This is a genomic window from Streptomyces sp. NPDC086519 (genome assembly GCF_040686075.1).
GTDB lineage: Bacteria > Actinomycetota > Actinomycetes > Streptomycetales > Streptomycetaceae > Streptomyces > Streptomyces shenzhenensis.
The window spans coordinates 69,734-91,010 of the sequence record NZ_JBFBJL010000037.1 but is presented as its reverse complement, the minus strand read 5'-3'; the positions used below and the strand labels follow the sequence as shown (position 1 = coordinate 91,010).

General features: G+C 69.2%; 18 protein-coding genes, 1 pseudogene and 1 riboswitch. Of the genes and pseudogenes, 6 read left to right on the top strand and 13 right to left on the bottom strand.

The window, feature by feature from the left end; translation table 11 throughout:
• The 3 genes and pseudogenes from AB0P24_RS30285 to AB0P24_RS30275 form a co-directional block, all read right to left on the bottom strand.
• Positions 1 to 95 (bottom strand): annotated as a pseudogene (locus AB0P24_RS30285) (tyrosine-protein phosphatase); the annotation flags it as partial.
• Positions 94 to 483, bottom strand: a complete 390-nt coding sequence (locus tag AB0P24_RS30280) for a hypothetical protein (protein ID WP_365799499.1) — start codon at positions 481 to 483, stop codon at positions 94 to 96. The pseudogene AB0P24_RS30285 and the gene AB0P24_RS30280, both read right to left, overlap by 2 nt.
• Positions 484 to 686: 203 nt before the next feature.
• Positions 687 to 1,565, bottom strand: a complete 879-nt coding sequence (locus AB0P24_RS30275; RefSeq protein WP_365799497.1) for a thioesterase family protein — start codon at positions 1,563 to 1,565, stop codon at positions 687 to 689.
• Between the two features lie 164 nt (positions 1,566 to 1,729).
• On the opposite strand from AB0P24_RS30275, the gene AB0P24_RS30270 reads away from it, so the two are divergent.
• Positions 1,730 to 2,965: an alpha/beta hydrolase-fold protein gene (locus AB0P24_RS30270; protein ID WP_365799503.1), complete on the top strand. Its 1,236-nt coding sequence runs from the start codon at positions 1,730 to 1,732 to the stop codon at positions 2,963 to 2,965.
• On the opposite strand, the gene AB0P24_RS30265 is transcribed toward AB0P24_RS30270, so the two are convergent.
• The 7 genes from AB0P24_RS30265 to AB0P24_RS30235 form a co-directional block, all read right to left on the bottom strand.
• Positions 2,874 to 3,533 carry a trimeric intracellular cation channel family protein gene (locus AB0P24_RS30265; RefSeq protein WP_365799495.1) on the bottom strand — a complete coding sequence of 220 codons (660 nt, stop codon included), beginning with the start codon at positions 3,531 to 3,533 and terminating at the stop codon, positions 2,874 to 2,876. The two genes, AB0P24_RS30270 and AB0P24_RS30265, sit on opposite strands and share 92 nt — an antisense overlap.
• Positions 3,534 to 3,580: 47 nt before the next feature.
• On the bottom strand, positions 3,581 to 4,972 hold the full coding sequence (locus AB0P24_RS30260) for a M1 family metallopeptidase (RefSeq protein WP_365799493.1): 1,392 nt from the start codon (positions 4,970 to 4,972) through the stop codon (positions 3,581 to 3,583).
• An 847-nt stretch (positions 4,973 to 5,819) separates the two neighbouring features.
• Positions 5,820 to 7,097, bottom strand: coding sequence for a dipeptide ABC transporter ATP-binding protein (locus AB0P24_RS30255; RefSeq protein ID WP_365799491.1), 1,278 nt, complete (start codon positions 7,095 to 7,097; stop codon positions 5,820 to 5,822).
• Positions 7,094 to 8,191, bottom strand: coding sequence for an ABC transporter ATP-binding protein (locus AB0P24_RS30250; protein WP_365799489.1), 1,098 nt, complete (start codon positions 8,189 to 8,191; stop codon positions 7,094 to 7,096). Before AB0P24_RS30250 ends, AB0P24_RS30255 begins: the two co-directional genes overlap by 4 nt.
• Complete coding sequence (locus AB0P24_RS30245) at positions 8,188 to 9,186, bottom strand: ABC transporter permease (protein ID WP_365799487.1); 999 nt, start codon at positions 9,184 to 9,186, stop codon at positions 8,188 to 8,190. The genes AB0P24_RS30250 and AB0P24_RS30245 overlap by 4 nt, the downstream gene beginning before the upstream one ends.
• A 110-nt stretch (positions 9,187 to 9,296) precedes the next feature.
• Positions 9,297 to 11,090, bottom strand: a complete 1,794-nt coding sequence (locus AB0P24_RS30240) for an ABC transporter substrate-binding protein (RefSeq protein ID WP_365799485.1) — start codon at positions 11,088 to 11,090, stop codon at positions 9,297 to 9,299.
• A gap of 71 nt (positions 11,091 to 11,161) precedes the next feature.
• Entirely contained in the window at positions 11,162 to 12,169 is a 1,008-nt protein-coding gene (locus AB0P24_RS30235; RefSeq protein ID WP_365799483.1) for an ABC transporter permease, read from the bottom strand.
• A 655-nt stretch (positions 12,170 to 12,824) separates the two neighbouring features.
• Between AB0P24_RS30235 and AB0P24_RS30230 the strand changes: the two genes are divergently transcribed.
• Complete coding sequence (locus tag AB0P24_RS30230) at positions 12,825 to 13,148, top strand: hypothetical protein (RefSeq protein ID WP_365799481.1); 324 nt, start codon at positions 12,825 to 12,827, stop codon at positions 13,146 to 13,148.
• Between the two features lie 66 nt (positions 13,149 to 13,214).
• Here the strand turns inward: AB0P24_RS30230 and AB0P24_RS30225 are convergent, their stop codons facing one another.
• The 3 genes from AB0P24_RS30225 to AB0P24_RS30215 all read right to left on the bottom strand — a co-directional run bounded on the left by AB0P24_RS30225 (position 13,215) and on the right by AB0P24_RS30215 (position 15,769).
• A complete protein-coding gene (locus AB0P24_RS30225; RefSeq protein ID WP_365799479.1) occupies positions 13,215 to 14,012 on the bottom strand; it encodes an enhanced serine sensitivity protein SseB C-terminal domain-containing protein in 798 nt (265 codons plus the stop codon).
• Positions 14,013 to 14,191: 179 nt separating this feature from the next.
• Positions 14,192 to 14,983, bottom strand: coding sequence for an enhanced serine sensitivity protein SseB (locus AB0P24_RS30220; protein ID WP_365799477.1), 792 nt, complete (start codon positions 14,981 to 14,983; stop codon positions 14,192 to 14,194).
• Positions 14,984 to 15,100: 117 nt separating this feature from the next.
• On the bottom strand, positions 15,101 to 15,769 hold the full coding sequence (locus AB0P24_RS30215) for an AAA family ATPase (RefSeq protein ID WP_365799475.1): 669 nt from the start codon (positions 15,767 to 15,769) through the stop codon (positions 15,101 to 15,103).
• A 189-nt stretch (positions 15,770 to 15,958) separates the two neighbouring features.
• A riboswitch (glycine riboswitch) is annotated at positions 15,959 to 16,057 on the top strand.
• A gap of 158 nt (positions 16,058 to 16,215) precedes the next feature.
• Between AB0P24_RS30215 and gcvT the strand changes: the two genes are divergently transcribed.
• The 4 genes from gcvT to AB0P24_RS30195 all read left to right on the top strand — a co-directional run bounded on the left by gcvT (position 16,216) and on the right by AB0P24_RS30195 (position 20,570).
• Positions 16,216 to 17,343, top strand: coding sequence for a glycine cleavage system aminomethyltransferase GcvT (gene gcvT, locus AB0P24_RS30210; RefSeq protein WP_365799473.1), 1,128 nt, complete (start codon positions 16,216 to 16,218; stop codon positions 17,341 to 17,343).
• A 123-nt stretch (positions 17,344 to 17,466) separates the two neighbouring features.
• Positions 17,467 to 17,844 (top strand): glycine cleavage system protein GcvH, encoded by a 378-nt coding sequence (gcvH, locus tag AB0P24_RS30205; RefSeq protein WP_365799471.1) that lies wholly within the window; start codon positions 17,467 to 17,469, stop codon positions 17,842 to 17,844.
• Between the two features lie 39 nt (positions 17,845 to 17,883).
• Complete coding sequence (gene glyA / locus AB0P24_RS30200; RefSeq protein ID WP_365799469.1) at positions 17,884 to 19,146, top strand: serine hydroxymethyltransferase; 1,263 nt, start codon at positions 17,884 to 17,886, stop codon at positions 19,144 to 19,146.
• Positions 19,147 to 19,202: 56 nt separating this feature from the next.
• Positions 19,203 to 20,570, top strand: a complete 1,368-nt coding sequence (locus tag AB0P24_RS30195) for an L-serine ammonia-lyase (protein WP_365799467.1) — start codon at positions 19,203 to 19,205, stop codon at positions 20,568 to 20,570.
• Positions 20,571 to 21,277: the final 707 nt, after the last annotated feature.

Genomic DNA, 21,277 nt, shown 5'->3' with positions numbered 1-21,277 from the left:
TCCCGCTCCACGCCCACCGCGAGCAGCGTCACGGCTATGGAGACACCGGCCCGGTCCTTGCCGGCCGCGCAGTGCATCAGCGCCGGGACGCTGTCAGCTCTTCGTCGCCTGCGCGGTCGGCGCACCGCTGGGGGCGGCGCCACCGGCGCCGGGTCCGCCCTGGCCGCCGCCGCAGCCGCCGCCCATGGCGCCACCGGGGCCGCCGCCCTGACCGCCGCCGCCCGGCGCGCCGCTCGGCATGCCGGTGGGGGTGCCGGTCGGCTTGACGGTCCCGGTGGGAGCACCCGAGGGGGCGCCGCTCGGACGGCCCGACGCGTTGCCGGTCGGCATACCGGACGGCATCCCGGACGGCTGTCGGCAGGACTGCGTCTGGCCGGAGTCGCCGCTGCCGGAGGAGGACGAGTCGCTCGAACCGCACGCGGTGAGCAGCAGCGGGGACACGGCGAGCAGGGCGACGGCGGGGACGAGGCGCGCACGCTTCATGAGAGACAACTCCGTAAAGGATGAGGGAGTCCTGAGGCGTGGCACTCAACCAACGGCGTTTAGGGCGTTCTTCGGTCCGCCCTGTCCGCAGCCTGTGATTCGGGTCATGGGAAGCCCAAGAAACGGCTCCGGCCTGCGCTTTCCTGAACGATCACCCTGTACGCACCGGTACAGGTCCGTGACAGAACAGGGTTGTCGCGAGGTCAGCCGAGACGAACCCGGGCCAACTGCCGTGACTGGGCGACCAGGCGGTCGGCACTGTCCCAGACCTCGGCGTCCTCCTCCAGGAAGCCGCCCGCCAGGTTCCGGGTGGTGATGGAGACGCGCAGCGGGCCCGGGGCGGGGCGGTGACGGACGTGGACGGTCAGTTCGACCGTGGGGACCCAGCCCTTGAGGCCGATCTCGAACGCGGTGGGCGGCAGCGCGTCCACCGCCAGCAGGAGGGAGAGCGGGTCGGGGTCACGGCCGTCCGCGAGGCCGAACCAGGCACGCATCTCGCCCTTGCCGGAGGGGGCGCCGAGGGCCCAGCCGAGGGTGGCGGGGTCCAGTCCGAGCATCAGGCGCTCGGCGATGGCGGAGCTGCCGTCGACCGGGGCCGGAGCACCCGACGGCAGTCGGACCTCTGATGCGGTCGCGGGGCCGAAGCAGTGCGCCATGGGCGGGAACGCGGGCGGGGTCGCCGTGGTGCGGACGTCGTCGGGGAGGTCGGTGAGGTCGCCGTAGGAGGCGAGGACGCGGATGCGTTCGACCTCGTTGCCCTCCTCGTCGTACTGGAAGAGCGAGGCCTGGCCGGTGGAGAGGGTGCGGCCGGTGCGGACGGTGTCCGTGCGGATCACGGCCGGGCCCGGCCGGGACGCGGTCAGGTAGTGCGCGGAAATGGTGAACGGGTCCGGATGCGGCAGCGTGTCCGCGAGCGCCCGGCCGAGCACGGCCAGCAGATAGCCGCCGTTGACGGCGCTGATGATGGTCCAGCCGGCCGAGAGGTCGATGTCGTAGAGCCCGGGGGCGCGCCGGGTGACCGCGGTGTCGCGGTCGAACTCGCTGTCGCCGATCACGGCCCGCGTGGATGCTGCTTCTGGCATGCCTGAACAGTACAAGAAGTGATTACTAAGCGGTAGCTTTTCTGATTCGCCATCAGCCGCCCGACCGGTAAGGGATCCCTCCGTCGAGTGAGGTTCCGGCAATTTCTAGGTAAGTGTCCGGACACGTCCGTAACCCGGGGACCGTGATTCCCCTCTATGGGGACATGAGCCTCACCGGGACTCCGTTCCTCTACACGACCATCGTCCTGTCCCTGGTCGCCCTCATACTGCCGCTCTTCCTGTGGTCGAGGCTGCGGGGGCCCAAGGCCCTGCGGGCCGCGGCCCGGGTCCTGATGCTGCTGTTCGCCCAGGCCACGGCGGTGACGCTGATCTTCGTGCTGGTCAACAACCAGAACAACCTGTACGACAACTGGGCCGACCTGCTCGGTACCGGCAACCATGTCCAGCAGGCCGCGAACCTCGGGCAGGACGGTACCGGCGGCATAGCGCTGAAGCGGCTGCCCAAGGTGAAGCAGACCTTCACGGCGGCCGACGGACCGGGCATGCGGGCGGCCGGCGGGGTCGAGGTCACCCAGCTCAAGGGCCGGGTCTCGGGCGTCGACGCCGAGGTCTACGTCTGGCTGCCGCCCCAGTACCACGAACCCGCCTACCGCCACCACCGCTTCCCGGTCGTGGAACTGCTGCCCGGCTACCCCGGCTCGGCCAAGGCCTGGTTCGGTTCGCTGAAGGTGACCGAGCAACTGGAGCCGTTGATGAAGAGCGGCAAGGTGGCGCCCTTCATCCTGGTCGCGCCGCGCACCAACCTGCTGGCCGGGGTGGACACGGGCTGCGCCAACATCCCGGGCACGGTCAACGCGGACAGCTGGCTGAGCATCGACGTGCCGAAGATGGTGACCGACAACTTCCGCGCCGCGGCCGCCCCCGCCGACTGGGCCGTGGCCGGCTACTCGGCGGGCGCGCACTGCGCGGTCAAGCTGGCGGTCGCCCACCCGGACCGCTACCGGGCCGCCGTCAGCCTGTCCGGCTACAACGACCCGATCGGCGAACGCAACTCGCTGGCCGCGCAGAGCGTGACCCTGCGCGAGCAGAACAACCCCTACCTGCTGCTGCGGAAGGCGGCCACCCCGCCCCGGATCGCCCTCTACATCTCCGGCGAGTCGGGCGACGGCTACCAGGCCGGAGTCGCGCTGGAACAGGTCGCCAAGGCACCGACCACCGTGCACGTGGTGTACCTGCCGCACAGCGCGGGCGGCCACAACATGGCGCTGTGGCGGCCCCAGGTGCCGACGGTCTTCGAGTGGCTCACGGTCAACATGGGGCAGAGCCACGTCAGGGCCGGTACCGGTACTACTCCTCTCGTACCGTCGAGCGCCGGTTCCACGCACGCGGCGCTCGCCAGTGGTACCGCATCGCGAGCAGGCGCAGTACGAAGGCGGTGACGACCGCGAGCCCGCTGGTGAACGGGGTGAGCGCGTCGTAACGGATGCACAGCACCACCATCGTCGCCCCGACGATCGCTGGGACCGCGTAGAGGTCGCGGTCCCAGCGCAGCAGCGAGGGAATCTCGTTGGCGAGCACGTCCCGGAGCACCCCGCCGCCGACGGCGGTGGCGAGGCCCAGGGCGGCGGAGGCGAACAGGTTGAGTCCGTAGGAGTACGCCTTCGTCGTCCCGCTCACGGCGAACAGGCCGAGGCCAGCCGCGTCGAAGACCAGCACCGCCGACTGGATCCGCTCGACGTGCGGATGCAGGAAGAACACCACGAGCGCGGCGAGGAGCGGGGTGATGAAGTACCCCAGGTCCGTGAAGGCGGCCGGGGGCACCGCGCCGATGATCACGTCCCGGAAGATCCCCCCGCCCAGCGCGGTGACCTCGGCGAGCACGGCCATGCCGAAGACGTCGAAGTTCTTGCGGACGGCCAGCAGCGCGCCGGAGATCGCGAACACGAAGATGCCGATGACGTCGAGCGTGTGCTGGACGGAGGGGGAGAAGAGTTGCTGGAGCTGCACCCTGACATTGTGTCCTGTCAGGGTGCGTGAACCTTACAAACCCAGGCTCACAGGGCGGGTTTCCCTGTGGTGAACAGCCAGGTCTGGAACAGGTCGTCCAGCTGCCGCCCACTGACCTTCTCCGCGAGGCGGATGAAGTCGGCGGTGTCCGCGTTGCCGTAGCGGTGCAGCTTCGTCCAGGCCGGGAGCAGCTTGAAGAACGCCGTGTCGCCGATCCGTTCGCGCAGCATCTGCAACGTCATCGCGCCGCGCTGGTAGACGGCCGAGGCGAACATGGTGTCGCGCTGCGGGTCGGCGACGGTGATCTGCCAGAAGGGGTTGTCGGCGGCCCGGGCGTTGTAGGCGGCGAGGAACGAGTCGTGGGCGGACCTGGTGCCCTGGTGCTCCGCCCACAGCCACTGGGCGTAGGTGGCGAAGCCCTCGTTGAGCCAGATGTCCTTCCACTGCGCCACGCTCACCGAGTCGCCGAACCACTGGTGGGCCAGCTCGTGCACGATCGTCGTCTCGCTGCGCACCGCCGAGTAGGCCGGCTTGCTCTGCACCTCCAGCGAGAACCCCGCCTGCGGCATGTCGTCGACGATGGCCCCGGTCTCCTCGAACGGGTACGGCCCGAAGACCTGCGACCAGTAGTCGGTGGCGGCGGCGGTGACGGCGTACACGTCGACGCTGTTGCTGTTGGCGAGGACCGGGTCGATGGCGACGTAGACCGGGATGCCGGAGGGGGTCTTCCCGGTCCGCACGTCGAACTTCCCGATGGTGGCGGTGGCGAGGTAGGTCGCCATCGGCCTGCCCTCGCGCCAGTGGGTGTACGTCGAACCGCCCTTGTCGTACGTCGAGACCAGCCGGCCGTTGGAGACCGCGGTCAGGCCCTCGGGCGCCTTGATCCGGATGTCGTAGGTGGCCTTGTCCGCGGGGTGGTCGCTGGACGGGAACCAGGTGGAGGCCGCGTTGGGTTCACAGGCGACGAAGACGCCGTCGGGGGTCTTCATCCAGCCGTAGTCGGAGCCGAAGACGATGGGCCCGTTGAGGGGTACGGGTATCCCGCCGTAGGTGACGGAGACGGTGAAGTCCCGGCCCTTGGCGAGCGCGTCCCTCGGCGTGACGGTGATCTCGTCGCCGGAGCGCGTGAACGGGGCGCGTCTGCCGTTCACTTCGACCTTCGTGACCTCCAGCTTCTGTAGGTCGAGGTCGAAGGCGGAGAGGTTCTGGGTGGCGCGCGCGGTGATCGTCGTACGGCCGTCCAGGCGGCCGGTGTCCGGGGCGTAGGCCACATCGAGGTCGTAGTGGCGGGCGTCGAAGCCGCCGTTGCCCAGCTGCGGGAAGTAGGGGTCGCCGATGCCGTCGGCGCCCGGGGTGGGGGCGGGGGCGGCCGCGACGACCAAGGAGGCGGCCGCCGCAGTTGCGACGGCCGCCAGACGTGCCGAACGGGAGAGGCGCATGGGTCGTCCCTTCGGTGCGTGGTCCGATCAGACGGATACGCCCAACCTGCACCCTCCCACCCAGACATGTACATGACTTTACCAACCTGTCATAAATCAGCGGTCCCGCCGAATCGACTGATCCGGGCGCTAAATTCACACTTACGGGGGAGTCGCCACACGGGGCGATTGACGGGGCTCCCTCGCCCCTCGACCAGGGACCAGAATCTTGACGCAATACATGAGGACCATGACCGTCGGCGCGGCGTTGCTCTCTTTGATCGCCGTGGGAACAACTGCGGCACGGACTCGGTCTATGAATTCCCGTACCACATCCCGGCGTTCTGGAGCACCCGGGGATGACTTTGCTCGCCGGAGGCCGTTTCCTGCAATGCGCGGCACGTGTGGCCGTATTCTCCGCCACATTGATATCCGTGGCCGGCTGCGGTGCCGCGGATTCGTCAGCGCGGCAGCCGACGCCACGAACGGCAGCGCTCGCCTCGACGACCGCGGAAACGGGGTTGCCGACGCTGGACTCCCTGAGGACACCGGTTCCGCCCGGGAGGCTGCTGCCGGCACAGAGCGGGCGGGGTGCCCAGCGGTTCGACGTGCCCTTGGCGAAGGAGGGTCCCACTGTCACCCTGCGCCTGATCTGCCTGGGGCCCGGTGACGCGGAGGTGACCGACGGATCCGGCGGGATTCACCGGCGCGGAGAGTGACCGGGTGATGCGGCTCGCGGTGCAGCCCTCCGTGAAATGGCGGCTGCTGGTCTGGGGATAGTCCAGGCGACCTCCCGCACACGGCGTCGAACAAGCAAGGACCGGCAGGGCGCCCCTGCCGGTCCTTGCGACTGTCGTGTGGCAACTGATCAGTTCTGTCCGTCAGTTGACTCCTGACCACCGGCTTCTGTCTCAGTGGTACCAGTGGCATCGGCGGTCTCAGCAGAGTCGTCGGCCGGCTTGGAAGAAGCCACCGCCGCCACCGCCGCCGAGGTCTCCGCCGACTCTTCCAGAACCGCCTCGCCCACCAACTCCGAGGCTTCCTTCGCCGCGGCCAGCAGGACCGTGTCCTGCGGGGCCTGGTCGGCGAAGCTCTCCGGGTGGTGGCAGGCGACCTGCTGGCCCGGACGGAGTTCGAGGAGCGCCGGCTCGGTCGTCTTGCAGATCTCCGTCGCCTTCCAGCAACGGGTGTGGAAGCGGCAGCCCGAGGGCGGGGAGATCGGCGACGGCACATCACCCTGGAGCAGGATGCGCTCGCTCTTCTGGCCCCGGCGCTTCGGGTCCGGGATCGGCACCGCCGACATCAGCGCCTTGGTGTACGGGTGCATCGGCGCCTTGTACAGCGAGTCCCGGTCGGCGAGCTCGACGATCTTGCCGAGGTACATCACGGCGATGCGGTCCGAGACGTGCCGGACGACGGAGAGGTCATGGGCGATGATCACATAGGTCAGGCCCAGTTCCTCCTGGAGGTCGTCCATGAGGTTCACGACCTGCGCCTGGATCGAGACGTCCAGCGCGGAGACGGGCTCGTCGGCCACCACCAGCTTCGGCTTCAGGGCCAGCGCGCGTGCGATGCCGATGCGCTGGCGCTGGCCGCCGGAGAACTCGTGCGGGTAGCGGTTGTAGTGCTCGGGGTTGAGACCGACCACTGACAGCAGCCGCTGCACTTCCTTCTTGACGCCGCCCTCCGGCGTCACGCCCTGGAGCTTGAAGGGGGCCCCGATGATCGTGCCGATGGTGTGACGCGGGTTCAGCGAGGAGTACGGATCCTGGAAGATCATCTGCACGTCGCGGCGCAGCGGACGCATACCGCTGACACTGAGGTGCGTGATGTCCTCGCCCTCGAACTCGACCTTGCCACCGGTCGGCTCCAGCAGCCGGGTGATCAGCCGGCCCATCGTCGACTTGCCGCAGCCGGACTCGCCCACGACACCGAGGGTCTCACCGGCCCTGACCTCGAAGTCGAGCCCGTCGACCGCGTGCACGGCGCCGACCTGCCGCTGGAGCAGGCCCTTCTTGATCGGGAAGTGCTTCTGGAGGCCGGTCACCTTGAGCAGGGTCTCGCCCTGGGCGGCGCCCCGGGTGGAGACCGCACCGTCGCTCTGCGCGGGGATGGTCACCGCGGTGTCCTTGGGGTTCTCGCTCACAGCTTCGGCGCAATCTCTTCGGTCCAGATCCGCTCCCGCTGCTCCTGCGTCATGTGGCAGGCGGCCCAGTGCCGGCCGCCGACCTCGGTCAGCTCCGGACGGACCGTGCGGGTGACGTTGTCCTTGGGGACGTCCGCGTACGGACAGCGCGGGTTGAAGGCGCAGCCGGACGGGATGTTGATCAGCGAGGGCGGGGAGCCCTTCACCGGGATCAGGCGCTCCTGCTGGTCACGGTCGAGACGCGGCATCGAGCCCAGCAGACCCCAGGTGTAGGGGTGCCTGGGCTCGTAGAACACCTTCTCGGCCGGGCCGCGCTCCACACAGCGGCCGCCGTACATCACCAGGATGTCGTCGGCGAGTTCGGCGACGACGCCCAGGTCGTGGGTGATGATGATGACCGCGGAGCCGAACTCCTTCTGAAGGTCCCGGATCAGGTCGAGGATCTGCGCCTGGACGGTCACGTCCAGGGCGGTCGTCGGCTCGTCCGCGATGAGCAGTTCGGGGTTGTTGACCAGCGACATCGCGATCATCGCGCGCTGGCGCATACCGCCGGAGAACTCGTGCGGGTAGCTGTCGACCCGCTTGTCCGGCTGAGGGATGCCGACCCGGTCGAGCATCTCGACGGCGCGCCGCTTGGCGGTCTTCTTGTCGACGTCGTGGTGGATGCGGTACGCCTCCACGATCTGCTGGCCGATCGTGTAGTACGGGTGCAGCGCGGACAGCGGGTCCTGGAAGATCATCGACATCTGGCGGCCGCGGAGCTTGCGCACGTCGTCCGGGTCGCTGCCGAGCAACTCGGTGCCGTCCAGCCAGATCTCACCGGATATCCGCGCCTTGCGCTTGCCGTACTGCCCGGCGGTGTGCAGGCCCATGATGCCGAGCGAGGTCACCGACTTGCCGGAACCCGACTCGCCCACGATGCCGAGGGTCTTGCCCTTCTCCAGCTGGAAGGAGAGCCCGTCGACGGACTTGACCAGACCGTCGTCGGTGGGGAAGTGCACCTTCAGGTCGCGCACTTCCAGGAAGGCCGTCGGAGCGGGCGAGCCGCTCGTGGGCTCGCCCACCGCCGCTCCGCTCTTGCTCAGTTCCGTCATGAGAGCCTCACTCGGGGGTCGATCACGGCGTACAGGATGTCCACCACGAGGTTGGCGATCAGCACCGCGAGAGAAGTGATCAGGGTGACGCCCAGGATGACGGGCAGGTCCTGGTTCTTGATGGCGGTGAGCACCGCCTGGCCCAGGCCCGGGATGCTGAACGTCGACTCGGTCAGGATCGCGCCGCCGATGAGGGCGCCGAGGTCCATGCCGAGCATGGTCAGGATCGGCGTCATCGTGGAGCGCATGGCGTGCTTGCCGATGACGACCTGCTCCTTGAGGCCCTTCGCGCGGGCCGTGCGGATGTAGTCCTCGCCGAGGATCTCCAGCATGGTGGCGCGGGTGATCCGGGCGTACATCGCCGCGTACAGGAAGGCGAGGGTGATCCAGGGCAGGATCATGCCGCCCAGCCAGCCGCTGAAGCTCTGGTCGAGGGGCACGTACTTGCCGTTGATCCAGTTCAGTCCGTAACTGAAGATCGCGAGCGAGAGGAGGCCCGTGAAGTAGATCGGCAGGGAGACTCCGCCGAGCGCGACGACCATCGCGCCGCGGTCCCAGATGCTGCCCCGCTTGAGCGCGGAGAGCACACCCGCCGCGACGCCGAAGACGAGCCACAGCACGGCGGCACCGAGCGCGAGACCCAGGGTCACCGGGAAGCGGTCGGTGAGCACCGGCCAGACGGCCTGCTCGCTGCGGAAGGAGTAGCCGAAGCAGGGCGCGGCACAGTGCGTCACATCGCCGCCGGCCGCGTAGGTGCGGCCCACGAAGATGCCCTTGAAGAAGTGCCAGACCTGCACGAAGATCGGGTCGCTCAGACCCAGCTTCGTCCGCACGGCCTCCACCGACGCGGGGTCCGCCTGCTTGCCCACGAAGCTCGTGGCGATGTCCACGCCCGCCCACTTGGGGACGAGGAAGAAGATGCAGAAGACCACCAGGATGATGACCACCAGCATCACTGCGGCGGCGAACAGCCGCCTGATGAGGTAAGCGAGCACAGCTAACGGCCCGCCGCGGACCGCGGGCCGCCTGAGGTCTTCAGACGGCCCGCGGTCTCGCCGCGCCGGCCTTCACCTGCCTTTCGTGCCGTACGGCGGGTGTACCGGGATTACTTCGTGGACTTCAGGCCGATGTTGACGAAGTCGTAGTAGCCGCTGAACGCGTCCGTCGTGTAGACGTTGGCGATCCGCGAGGAACGCCAGTTCAGGAGCTTCTCGAAGACGAAGGGCAGGTAGTAGCCGCCCTCCATGACCTTGTGGTTGATCTGGGTGGCGATCTGCGTCTTCTTCGCCTCGTCCAGCGTGGTGCTGTACTGGCTGAAGAGCCCGTCGATCGTCTTGTCCTTGATCAGGGCGAAGTTGTTGTTACCGCTCTGCAGGATGTAGCTGCTGTCCCACAGCGGGATGCCGTAGCCCTGGACGGTCGGGAAGTCCGGACCCCAGCCCATGATGATGATGCCGAGCTTCTTCTTCGCCACGTTGCTGGGGCTGCCGATGATGCCGGAGATCTGCGAGCCGTCGTACTGGTAGATGTCGGCCTGGATGCCGACCTTCTTCAGCGACTCCTGCAGGGACGTGGCCGTGGCCACCTCCTGCTGCTTGTTGCTGCGGACCGCGATCGTGGTCTTGAAGCCGTTCGGCTGACCGCAGGCCTTGAGCTCCTGCTTGGCCAGGTTCACGTTGCCGTTCTTGTTGGCGCCGGCGATCCCGTACGGGTCGTACTTCTGGCCCTCGCCACCCGCGACGGACGGCGGGAGCATGTTCGTACCGAGGTCACCACCGGCGACCGGGCCACCGCGGGCCGTCTGCAGCGACACGTGGTCGGCGGCGTAGACGACGGCCTTGCGGCAGTGGATGTTGTCGAACGGCTTGACGCTCTGCGGGAAGACCGCGTAGCGGATGAAGCCGGACACCGGGTTGTCCAGGTTGTCCTTGTGCTCCTTCAGGGCGATGGTGCGGCCCTGGGGGCCGAGGCCCGTCTGGCTGGCGTCGATGTCGTAGTCGCCGTTGATCAGGCGCTGGTCCATGTCGCTCTGGTTGGTGGAGATGTCCAGAGTGATCTTGTCCGGGTACGCCTTGCGGACCGGGTCCGAGGACGCCTTCCAGCTGGTGTTGCGGACCAGGACCAGCCCCTTGTTCGGGGTGTACGACTGGAACTTGTACGGGCCCGAGGAGAACGGGTGCAGGCCGTACTTGGACTTGGTGTCCTGGTCCTGGCGGACCGGGGACGCCGTGACCATCGCCAGGACTTCACGGAAGTCGGAGTTGGCGGTGGGCAGGTGGAAGACGATCGTCTTGGCGTCGGGCGTGGAGATCGCCTTCAGGCCGAGCTTGTCCTTCGAGGTGTCCTTGTACGGACCCTTGTAGGTGCCCTTGGGGTCGAGCATCTGCTGGAGGTAGATCGGACCACCGGACAGCACGTCCTGCGCCCAGACACGCTCGATGCCGTACTTGACGTCCTGGGAGGTGATGGCCTTGCCGTCCTCCCAGGTGATCCCGTCGCGCAGGTGGAAGGTGTACGTCTTGCCGTCGGCCGAGACCGTGCCCTCGTCCGTGGCGAGGTCCGGGGTGAGCTCGGCGCCCTTGGCGCCCGGCTCGGTCTTGTACGTGAGCAGCTGGCGGCTGTAGTAGCGCGCGAAGTCCCACATGAAGCCGTAGTAACCGCGGGTGGTGTCCCACGAGTCGGCGTCCTGGGGGCTCACGAACTTCAGGGTGCCGCCCTTCTTCACCTGCGCGGCCTGGGCGACCTTGTTGTTCGCGGCGTTGAAGCCGGCGGCGCCGTTCTTCGACCCCCCGTCGTCATTGCCACCGCCTCCGCACGCGGCCATGGCCAGCATGCCGGCGACCGCCGCAGCGGCGGCCAGCGCCTGCTTACGCCGCCCTGAGGTGCGTTGGGTAGTCACGATCTCGGATCCTCCGGTTTTGATGAGAGACCCCGTGCTGTGTGTGCCACGGGACGCTTGGGTGAGGCGGTTCAGCGGGAGCCCTTGGGGTCCAGCGCGTCCCGCACGCCGTCGCCGAACAAGTTGAAGGCCAGAACGGTGATGAAGATGGCCACGCCCGGGACGACCATGTACATGGGGTCCGAGTCGTAGTAGTCGATCGCGGTCGAGAGCATCTGGCCCCACGAGGAGGTGGGCGGCTTGACGCCCACACCGAGGAAGCTGAGCGCGGCCTCGGTCAGGATGTTGGTGGGGATCATCATCGTCGTGTAGACGATGATCGGCGCGACGAGGTTGGGCAGCAGTTCCTTGAACAGGATGTAGAACCGCCCCGCGCCCAGGGACCGGGCCGCCTCGACGTACTCGCGCTCGCGCATCGAGAGGGTCTGGCCGCGCACCACGCGGCCGATGTAGGGCCACCCGAAGAAGCCGATGACCAGGATCATCACGAACACCCGCACGTTGGAGCCGGACAGGCCCAGCATCGCGTCCGGCATGACGGAGACCAGCGCGATGATGAAGAGCAGCTGCGGGAAGGCCAGCAGGCCGTCCATGACGCGGCTGATGACCGAGTCGATCCAGCCGCCGAAGAAGCCGGCGAGGATGCCGAGCACGGTGCCGAACACGACGGCGACGATCGCGGACAGGAAGCCGACGAGGAGCGAGATCCGTGCGCCGTAGAGGATTCGGGCGAGGATGTCGCGGCCGTTGACGGGCTCGACGCCCAGCAGGTGGTCACCGCTGATGCCGCCCAACGACCCGGTGGGCGTGCCGAACAGCGGGTCGATCAGGTTCTCGTGGAAGGTGTCCGGGTCCTGCCCGATCAGGTTGGCGATCACTGGGGCGAGCAGGGCGACCACGACCAGGAGGAGCACCACGATGCCGCCCGCGAGGGCGAGCTTGTCTCGCTTGAGGCGCTCCCAGGCGATCCGGCCCAGGGAACGTCCCTGCACGGCCTTGTCGCCGGCGGTGGCAGCCGCCGCTTCTTCGGCCGCACTCGGGGCCGCTTCCGCGGTCGGCTCGTGCAATGGTGCCGTCATCTGGCAGGGACCCCTCTCAACCGGCGGTAGCCGGCTTGCACTTGCCGCTGGTAGCGGCATGATCACTCTCTCCTGGGCAGGGATGAACACCCCTTGGAGCGCGAGTCTTCAACGCTGCGGCGACCGGTTACCAGAGTTGACGGTGAATGGATGCGCAACCGTGATACGAGCATGGCGTTTCGTTATCCGAACGACGGGTAACGCCTGTCGGACAGGGGACAAAGGCGACAAGACATCACACCTGTCACCCAAAGCCCCCCATCTACGCGCAGAGACCCACCCGAGCCACGCCTCACCATTCAACCATCACCAGCAACCGCGTGACCCGCGTCACACCCCCGGGCGATACTTGCCCCACCTTGCTCGGCCATGAGCCATTCCCACCCCCTCACAGAAAACAAAATCAAGGCATTCGACAACCGGAACAAAGGCTCCGACAAACAGAATCGAGGGTTCCTTGAGGAAGGGCCGACCCTCCCGATTTTTCTTGGTTGATGCGCACACGCCACAGCGATGACTTCATGCCCCGTCAGCGAAACCCGCTGCACCAAGGGGAAACGGGCAATTACAAAAAGGCGTCGGGTGGCACGGTGGGCGGGTACGACGACAGCACGAAGGCCGCGACCCTGAAGTACACCCTCAGCTCAGCATCACCATGTCGCGGACGTCCGGCTGGACCTGCGGCGGCGGCCGGTCCGTCAAGTTCACGCTGGCCGAGATTTCAGGGAACGTCAAGTACGACGTTTTCAAGGCGAACACCAAGGGCGTCTCGGTGGAGCACGACCTCAGTGTGCCCGGAAAGCGCTACGGCTATGTGACGCCCGAGGCGGAATTCCAGAAGTTCCACATCGAGAAAGCGCATTACGGCGCGAACTGCAAGATCGCCGTCGACAAGGACTACGGCGTGTTCCACGCCGTCACCGCGAAGCTCTTCTGCTCCACGTGCGTTTCGAAGCACGCGTGCACACCGGAGCCGTGACCCGGTGACGGCGCCGCATGACACGGCTGTGGCCGCCTCTCGGTCGAGAGGCGGGCGCAGCCGTGTTCAGTAGGTTCCGGACACCGGCGGATACCCGTACCCCGAAGCCGGCGCCGGTGGCAGTGCCGCGTGGGCCTCGCGGTCGTAGAAGGGGCGTGCCGTCGCCCGCATCCACATCACGACCGGGTCGTACTCGTCGGTCATCGCCACCGTCGACACCGGCAGTCCGTCCGGCGCCGCGCCGATCGACTGCTGCATCATCGCCCGCACCGAGTCCACGGCCGGCGGCGACGTGTCGTACACGTCCAGGCCGATCGCGAGGTACGGCGCCCCGAGCGCCGGCTGGACCCAGGCGCGGCGCAGGGAGCGGACCGCGGGGGTACGGTGGGCGTTCTGCGTCAGCAGGGCGTAGAACTGCGGGACCTCGATGGCGGGTTCGGTGAGCCGCAGCGGGCCGGCCGGCTGGCGGTCCAGGCCGGTGGCGATGCGGCGCAGGTCCAGCCAGGGGATGCCGACGCCGCCGCCCGGGGCGTGCGGGTTGAGCCAGAGGCCGAAGTGGTCGGGGTAGAGCGTGCGGGCCACGTCGAGGCCGTCGACCACCTCGTACGACCGGTTCCAGCCGCTCGCGGAGAGTTCCTGGGCCGAGGTCACGCAGGGGGCGTAACCGTGGCCGTCGACCTCCATGTTCCCGTACTGGGCGTCGGGGGAGCCGGCCTGGCCATGCCAGAGCAGCATCCAGATCTGGCCGGAGGAGGGCGTGGCGAGGGCGCGGAGAAGTGCCTCGTAGGCGTCGTAGCGCCCGGGGGTTACCTGGCGCAGCATGTGCTCGACCTGTCCGGTCGCCGCGGTGCCGCTGGCGCTCACGTGTTACCGCCCCTTCATCTGGTGGCCCGCGTATGGAGGCCGCCCCGCGTTTGGAGACAGCTTAAGCGCCAGGGGAGGTGGCGCCGATTGTCCGTCGGCGGGTGCGGGTTTCGTCGTGGCTGAGCGCGCCCGGGCGGCGGAGCCGCGGATCGGCACGGCCCCGCGCCCCTGGGGCGCTGCTAGTGACCGTCCTGATAGAAGGGACGCACGTGGTCCCGCATCCAGTGGCCCACCGGGTCGTCCGCGACGTCCAGCAGGACCAGGTTCACCGGCCATCGCACCGGCACCCGGCCCAGCGCCTTGCCCAGGGCCTCCAGGGGCAGGGCGCGCAAGTCGCCCTCCCACTGGGAGAGCTCGACGCCCACGAACATCACGGGGTCCGCCGTCTCGATCGCGGCCAGGCAGCGGCGGGCCGTGGCGACCACGCCGGTCTGGGCGAACTCGGCCGACGCCGCGGCCAGGAAGTCCACCGGGTCGTCCTGCCAGTCCGGTTCGAAGAGGCGGACCCGGCCGCCGGAGGACGGGCCGTCCAGCTCGGTGTGGCCGACCCGGCACAGCTGGGCGACCGCCTCCGGCGGCAGCGGGACGCCGACCACCCCGCCGGGGTTGACCGCGATGCCGACCTGCGGGGGCAGACCGCGGGCGAACTCGACGGCCGGGGCGATCGTGTACGACAGGTGGGAGCCGGCCACCAGGCGGAACTGCTCCTCGGAGCTGAAGACCGGCACGTACACCTGGCCCGCTATCTCCGTCGTGGGCAGGTCCAGCGGGCCGCTGTGCGGGCCGCCGCCCTCCGGCAGCGGGATCCACAGGAAGCTCCGGCCCAGTACCTCGATGAGCCGGCCCGCCGCCGCGGGTACGCCGAGGGAGGCCGACAGGACCTCCTCCAGTTCGTTGCCGGGCCACCCGCCGTGTGGGTGGGGGTGTGCCTGTGCCGGGAAGTCCGCGGGAACGTCCGCCGGGAAGTCCATCTGCCTACCGCCTGCTGGAAACCACTGCTGCTGAGGCTGGAAAGGCTAGCGGGTGACACCGACAAAGCCACCCCACCAGCCGATTCGGCCCGGAAAGGGGATACCCGCACCGGCGGATCAGTTCGCGAAGGCGATCCGGCGCAGTACGTCCGCCGCGTCCCGGTCCAGCAGGACCGCCGAGCCGACGCCCTCGGGCAGTTCGCCCCTCTCCACCGCGCGCAGCAGCCGGCCGGCCGCCCGGCGGTGGCGCAGGAAGGCGTACCGGGAGACGCCCCGGCCGCGCTCGCGCTGCCCGTCCAGTGCCGTGCCGACGGTGACGTCCAGGAGGAGCAGGTGCAGGGTGCCGCCGCGACGGCGGGCCGCGCGGGCCAGCCAGTCGCGGACCCAGGCCTGGGTCCCGCAGTCGTGCACGACGACGCCTTCGCCGGCGCGAAGGGCCCGGCGCAGCCCGGCGTAGTGGGCGAGGCGGACCAGTGGGCGGTAGACGGCGTACGGCAGGAGGCGGGCCAGGCGGGCGTCCCAGCGGTCTCGGGTGTCCTGCGAGTCGATCCGTATCCCCTGCACGGTGCGGTGCATCAGGGTGGACTTGCCGCTGCCGGGCAGCCCGGTGACCACCACCAGGTCACGGGGGCCGAAGAGCAGGCCGTGCGGGCTGCGCCCGGCGCGGTCGCGCAGGTCGCGGACGACCGGCGCGGGGGGCTCGCCGCACCGCTCGCGGGCCAGGGCCGTCGGCTGCTGGGGCAGGGCGACGCCCGTCGTCGTGGCGTATGCCGTGGTCCTTGTCACCGTGACCGTCCTCCCTGGGGGCTCAGGAAAGGTTCTCCCCGCTTAATGTAAAGAGAAGGTAATGCATGGTGTCTCGCGATTCCGTGCCCGTCCTGCCACAGCCGCGTCACAGAGCCAGGAGCCGGGTCCGGCCTGCCGTGCGTCCGGACGGCGTGCAATGATGTCCGCGCCAACTGCATACCGGCCGCTTGAATCCGCGCGGGAGAGTCCCCAGCCGTCTTCGCTGGGGCGCCGAAGGAGCAAGTCCCTCCCTTGAATCTCTCAGGCCCCCGTTACCGCGCGGGCGAGGCACATCTGAAAAGCGGGCCGCTGTGTCAGTGGCTCCACCCAAGGTGCAAGCCGTGATCACATGCGTGGTCAGGGCGAACCTCTCAGGTTCCGATGACAGATGGGGAGGACAGACCTCGCCTGTCATGCCCTTGGGACCTCCGGGAGACGACCGACCGATGAGCAGTACCGATTCCGCCGCACCGCGCCGCACCGCGCTCGATGCCCTGCATCGCTCGCTCGGCGCCACCATGACCGACTTCGCCGGCTGGGACATGCCCCTGCGCTACGGCTCCGAGCGCGACGAGCACGTCGCGGTACGGACCAGGGCCGGGCTCTTCGACCTCTCCCACATGGGCGAGATCACCGTGACCGGCCCGCAGGCGGCCGAGCTGCTGAACCACGCCCTGGTCGGTGACATCGCCTCCGTGGGCGTCGGCCGCGCCCGCTACACCATGATCTGCCGCGAGGACGGCGGCATCCTGGACGACCTGATCGTCTACCGGCTCGCCGGGACCGAGTACCTGGTCGTCGCCAACGCCTCCAACGCCCAGGTCGTCCTCGACGCGCTCGTGGAGCGGTCCGCCGGCTTCGACGCCGAGGTGCGCGACGACCGGGACGCGTACGCCCTGATCGCCGTCCAGGGGCCCGAGTCGCCCGGGATCCTGAAGTCCCTGACCGACGCCGACCTGGACGGCCTGAAGTACTACGCGGGGCTGCCCGGCACCGTCGCCGGCGTCCCGGCGCTGATCGCGCGCACCGGCTACACAGGCGAGGACGGCTTCGAGCTGTTCGTGAAGCCGGAGCACGCGGTGGAGCTGTGGCAGGCGCTGACCGAGGCGGGTTCCCCGGTGGGCCTGGTGCCGTGCGGGCTGTCCTGCCGGGACACCCTGCGCCTGGAGGCGGGCATGCCGCTCTACGGGCACGAGCTGAGCACGGAGCTGACCCCCTTCGACGCCGGGCTCGGCCGGGTGGTCAAGTTCCAGAAGGAGGGCGACTTCGTGGGGCGCGCGGCGCTCGCCGAGGCCGCCGGGCGTGCGGAGCAGAACCCGCCGCGGGTGCTCGTCGGCCTGGTCGCCGAGGGCCGCCGGGTGCCGCGCGCCGGATATGCGGTGGTCGCCGGCGGCGAGGTCATCGGCGAGGTCACCTCCGGTGCCCCCTCCCCGACCCTGGGCAAGCCGATCGCCATGGCGTACGTCGACGCGGCGCACTCGGCGCCGGGCACGGCGGGCGTCGGCGTGGACATCCGGGGCAGTCACGAGCCGTACGAGGTCGTGTCGCTGCCGTTCTACAAGCGCCAGAAGTGATCGCCGCCACGAGCGTCGGCAACGGCCACCGGGCGTGATCCGGCCCACATCGCCGCTGATCACGCACGGTCCCAGCAGTCCCCCATTCACCAGCACTCCCCCGCGTACAGGAGAATTCAGGCCATGAGCAACCCCCAGCAGCTGCGTTACAGCAAGGAGCACGAGTGGCTGACGGCCGCCGAGGACGGCGTGGCGACGGTCGGCATCACGGAGCACGCGGCCAACGCGCTCGGTGACGTCGTCTTCGTCCAGCTCCCGGCGGTCGGCGACACGGTGAGCGCGGGCGAGTCCTGCGGCGAGCTGGAGTCGACCAAGTCGGTGTCCGACCTGTACGCGCCGGTCACCGGTGAGGTCACCGCGGTCAACGAGGACGTCGTCGAGGACCCGTCCCTGGTGAACTCGGCCCCCTTCGAGGGCGGCTGGCTGTTCAAGGTGCGCGTCACGGACGAGCCGGGCGACCTGCTCTCCGCCGACGAGTACACCGCCTTCACCGCCGGCTGAGAGCCGCAGCAGACCCCGGCCAAGGAGTCGTAGAAACAGATGTCCGTTCTGAACACGCCCCTGCACGAGCTCGACCCGGAGGTAGCCGCCGCGGTCGACGCCGAGCTGGAGCGCCAGCAGTCCACCCTGGAGATGATCGCCTCGGAGAACTTCGCTCCGCTCGCGGTCATGGAGGCGCAGGGCTCGGTCCTCACCAACAAGTACGCCGAGGGCTACCCGGGCCGCCGCTACTACGGCGGCTGCGAGCACGTGGACGTCACCGAGCAGATCGCCATCGACCGGGTGAAGGAGCTGTTCGGCGCCGAGTACGCCAACGTGCAGCCGCACTCCGGTGCCTCCGCCAACCAGGCGGCTCTGTTCGCGCTGGCCCAGCCCGGCGACACCATCCTGGGTCTGGACCTCGCCCACGGCGGCCACCTGACCCACGGCATGCGCCTGAACTTCTCCGGCAAGCAGTTCGACGTGGTCGCCTACCACGTCGACGACTCCGGTCTGGTCGACATGGCCGAGGTGGAGCGGCTCGCCAAGGAGCACCGGCCGAAGGTGATCATCGCGGGCTGGTCGGCGTACCCGCGCCGGCTGGACTTCGCGGAGTTCCGGCGGATCGCCGACGAGGTCGGGGCGTACCTGTGGGTCGACATGGCCCACTTTGCCGGCCTGGTGGCGGCGGGGCTGCACCCGAACCCGGTGCCGTACGCGGACGTGGTCACCTCCACCACCCACAAGACGCTGGGCGGCCCGCGCGGCGGCATCATCCTGGCGAAGAAGGACTTCGCGAAGAAGCTGAACTCGTCCGTCTTCCCGGGCTTCCAGGGCGGTCCCCTGGAGCACGTGATCGCGGCGAAGGCGGTCTCCTTCAAGGTCGCGGCCTCGGAGGACTTCAAGGAGCGCCAGCGCCGTACGGTGGACGGGGCGCGCATCCTGGCGGAGCGGCTCACCGCCGCCGACGCCCGCGAGGCCGGGGTGAACGTCCTGTCCGGCGGTACGGACGTGCACCTGATCCTCGTCGACCTGCGCGAGTCGGAGCTGGACGGACAGCAGGCCGAGGACCGTCTCCACGAGGTCGGCATCACGGTCAACCGGAACGCCGTCCCGAACGACCCGCGGCCGCCGATGGTCACCTCGGGTCTGCGGATCGGCACCCCGGCGCTGGCCACCCGCGGCTTCACGGCCGAGGACTTCGCCGAGGTCGCGGACGTGATCGCCGAGACGCTGAAGCCGTCCTTCGACGCCCAGGCGCTCAGGGCCCGGGTGGCGGCCCTGACCGACAAGTACCCGCTGTACCCCGGTCTCGACAAGTAGTTCCCTGGTGGGGGCACCCGATGGCGTGTGCCCCCGCTCTTTCCCGAGGAGTTCCCGTGGCCATCTCGGTCTTCGACCTGTTCTCGATCGGCATCGGCCCGTCGAGCTCCCACACCGTCGGGCCGATGCGCGCGGCCCGCATGTTCGCCCGCCGGCTGCGCAACGAGGGACTGCTGGCGCCCGTCACCTCGATACGCGCCGAGCTGTACGGCTCCCTCGGCGCGACCGGCCACGGCCACGGCACCCCGAAGGCGGTGCTGCTCGGCCTGGAGGGCGCCTCGCCGCGCACGGTGGACGTGGAGACGGCCGACGACCGCATCGAGACGGTCAAGAGCACGGGGCGCCTGTCGCTGCTCGGCGAGCACGAGATCGCGTTCTCCTTCGACGACGACCTGAAACTCCACCGCCGCAAGGCGCTCCCGTACCACGCGAACGGCATGACCCTCTGGGCGTACGACGCGCAGGGCGCCGAGCTCCTCTCCAAGACGTACTACTCGGTCGGCGGCGGGTTCGTCGTCGACGAGGACGCGGTCGGCGCGGACCGCATCGTGCTGGACGACACGGTCCTGAAGTACCCCTTCCGCACCGGCGACGAGCTGCTGCGCCTGACGAAGGACACGGGGCTGTCGATCTCCGCGCTGATGCTGGAGAACGAGCGGGCCTGGCGAACCGAGGAGGAGATCCGCGAGGGCCTGCTGGACATCTGGCGGGTGATGCGGGCCTGCGTCTCGCGCGGTATGTCCCGTGAGGGCATCCTGCCGGGCGGGCTCCGGGTGAAGCGCCGGGCCGCCGTGACCGCGCGCCAGCTGCGGGCCGAGGGCGACCCGTTGGCGCACGCGATGGAGTGGATCACGCTCTACGCGATGGCCGTGAACGAGGAGAACGCGGCCGGCGGCCGGGTCGTCACCGCCCCCACCAACGGCGCGGCCGGCATCATCCCGGCCGTCCTCCACTACTACATCAACTTCGTTCCCGGCGCCGACGAGGACGGAGTCGTCCGCTTCCTCCTCGCCGCCGGCGCGATCGGCATGCTCTTCAAGGAGAACGCGTCCATCTCCGGCGCCGAGGTCGGCTGCCAGGGCGAGGTCGGCTCGGCCTGCTCGATGGCGGCGGGCGCCCTCGCCGAGGTCCTCGGCGGCTCCCCCGAACAGGTCGAGAACGCCGCCGAGATCGGCATGGAGCACAACCTCGGCCTCACCTGCGACCCGGTCGGCGGCCTGGTCCAGATCCCCTGCATCGAACGCAACGGCATGGCCGCGGTCAAGGCGGTCACCGCGGCGCGCATGGCCATGCGCGGCGACGGCTCCCACAAGGTGTCCCTGGACAAGGTCATCAAGACCATGAAGGACACGGGCGCCGACATGAGCGTGAAGTACAAGGAGACGGCGCGGGGCGGGCTCGCGGTGAACATCATCGAGTGCTAGGGAGACATGCCCGGACCAGCGTGTCCGTGTCTTTCAGCGCTGTCGGGGCCTTCCCTGCTTACGCGGCGGAAAGTCCCCGGAAAGTCCCTGGGACAGGCTTGAAAGTCCCCGAAAAGTCCCCAGGGATCCTGGATACCCGACGGTCATGAGCGGTCGCGTATGCGGGACATCCACCGATACTGGCTGGCGGGTCTCAAGCGCTGCCCGATCGGCGCCGGCCCTGCGGGCGCGGAGCAGGTGAGAGGCGAGAACAACCAGAGGGTCTCGATCAAAGCCACGGCCATCCCCCGCGGGTTCAAGGAACAGTCCGACCCGCCGATCTCGGCGAACCGATCACGGGAACATCCCTGCGGGCGCGGGGAACAGGTCGGCGCGGGCGTCCTTCAGGGCTGGCACGGGGACCATTCCTGCGGGCGCGGGGAGCAGACGGCGGTGAAGGTGGACTCGATCGGTGTCGGGGGACCATCCCCGCGGGCGCGGGGAGCAGGGGGTGGTGACGTTCCTGTCGGCGTGGGTGCCGGCACCATCCCCGCGGGCGCGGGGAGCAGTCCGAGGGCTGGATCAACCTCACGACCGGCGCGGGACCATCCCCGCGGGCGCGGGGAGCAGGCGCACCTCCCGCCGTTCGAACCGAATCGAACGGGACCATCCCCGCGGGCGCGGGGAGCAGTAGCCGTCATCCGGCAGGATCGTTGGGCCGCAGGGAC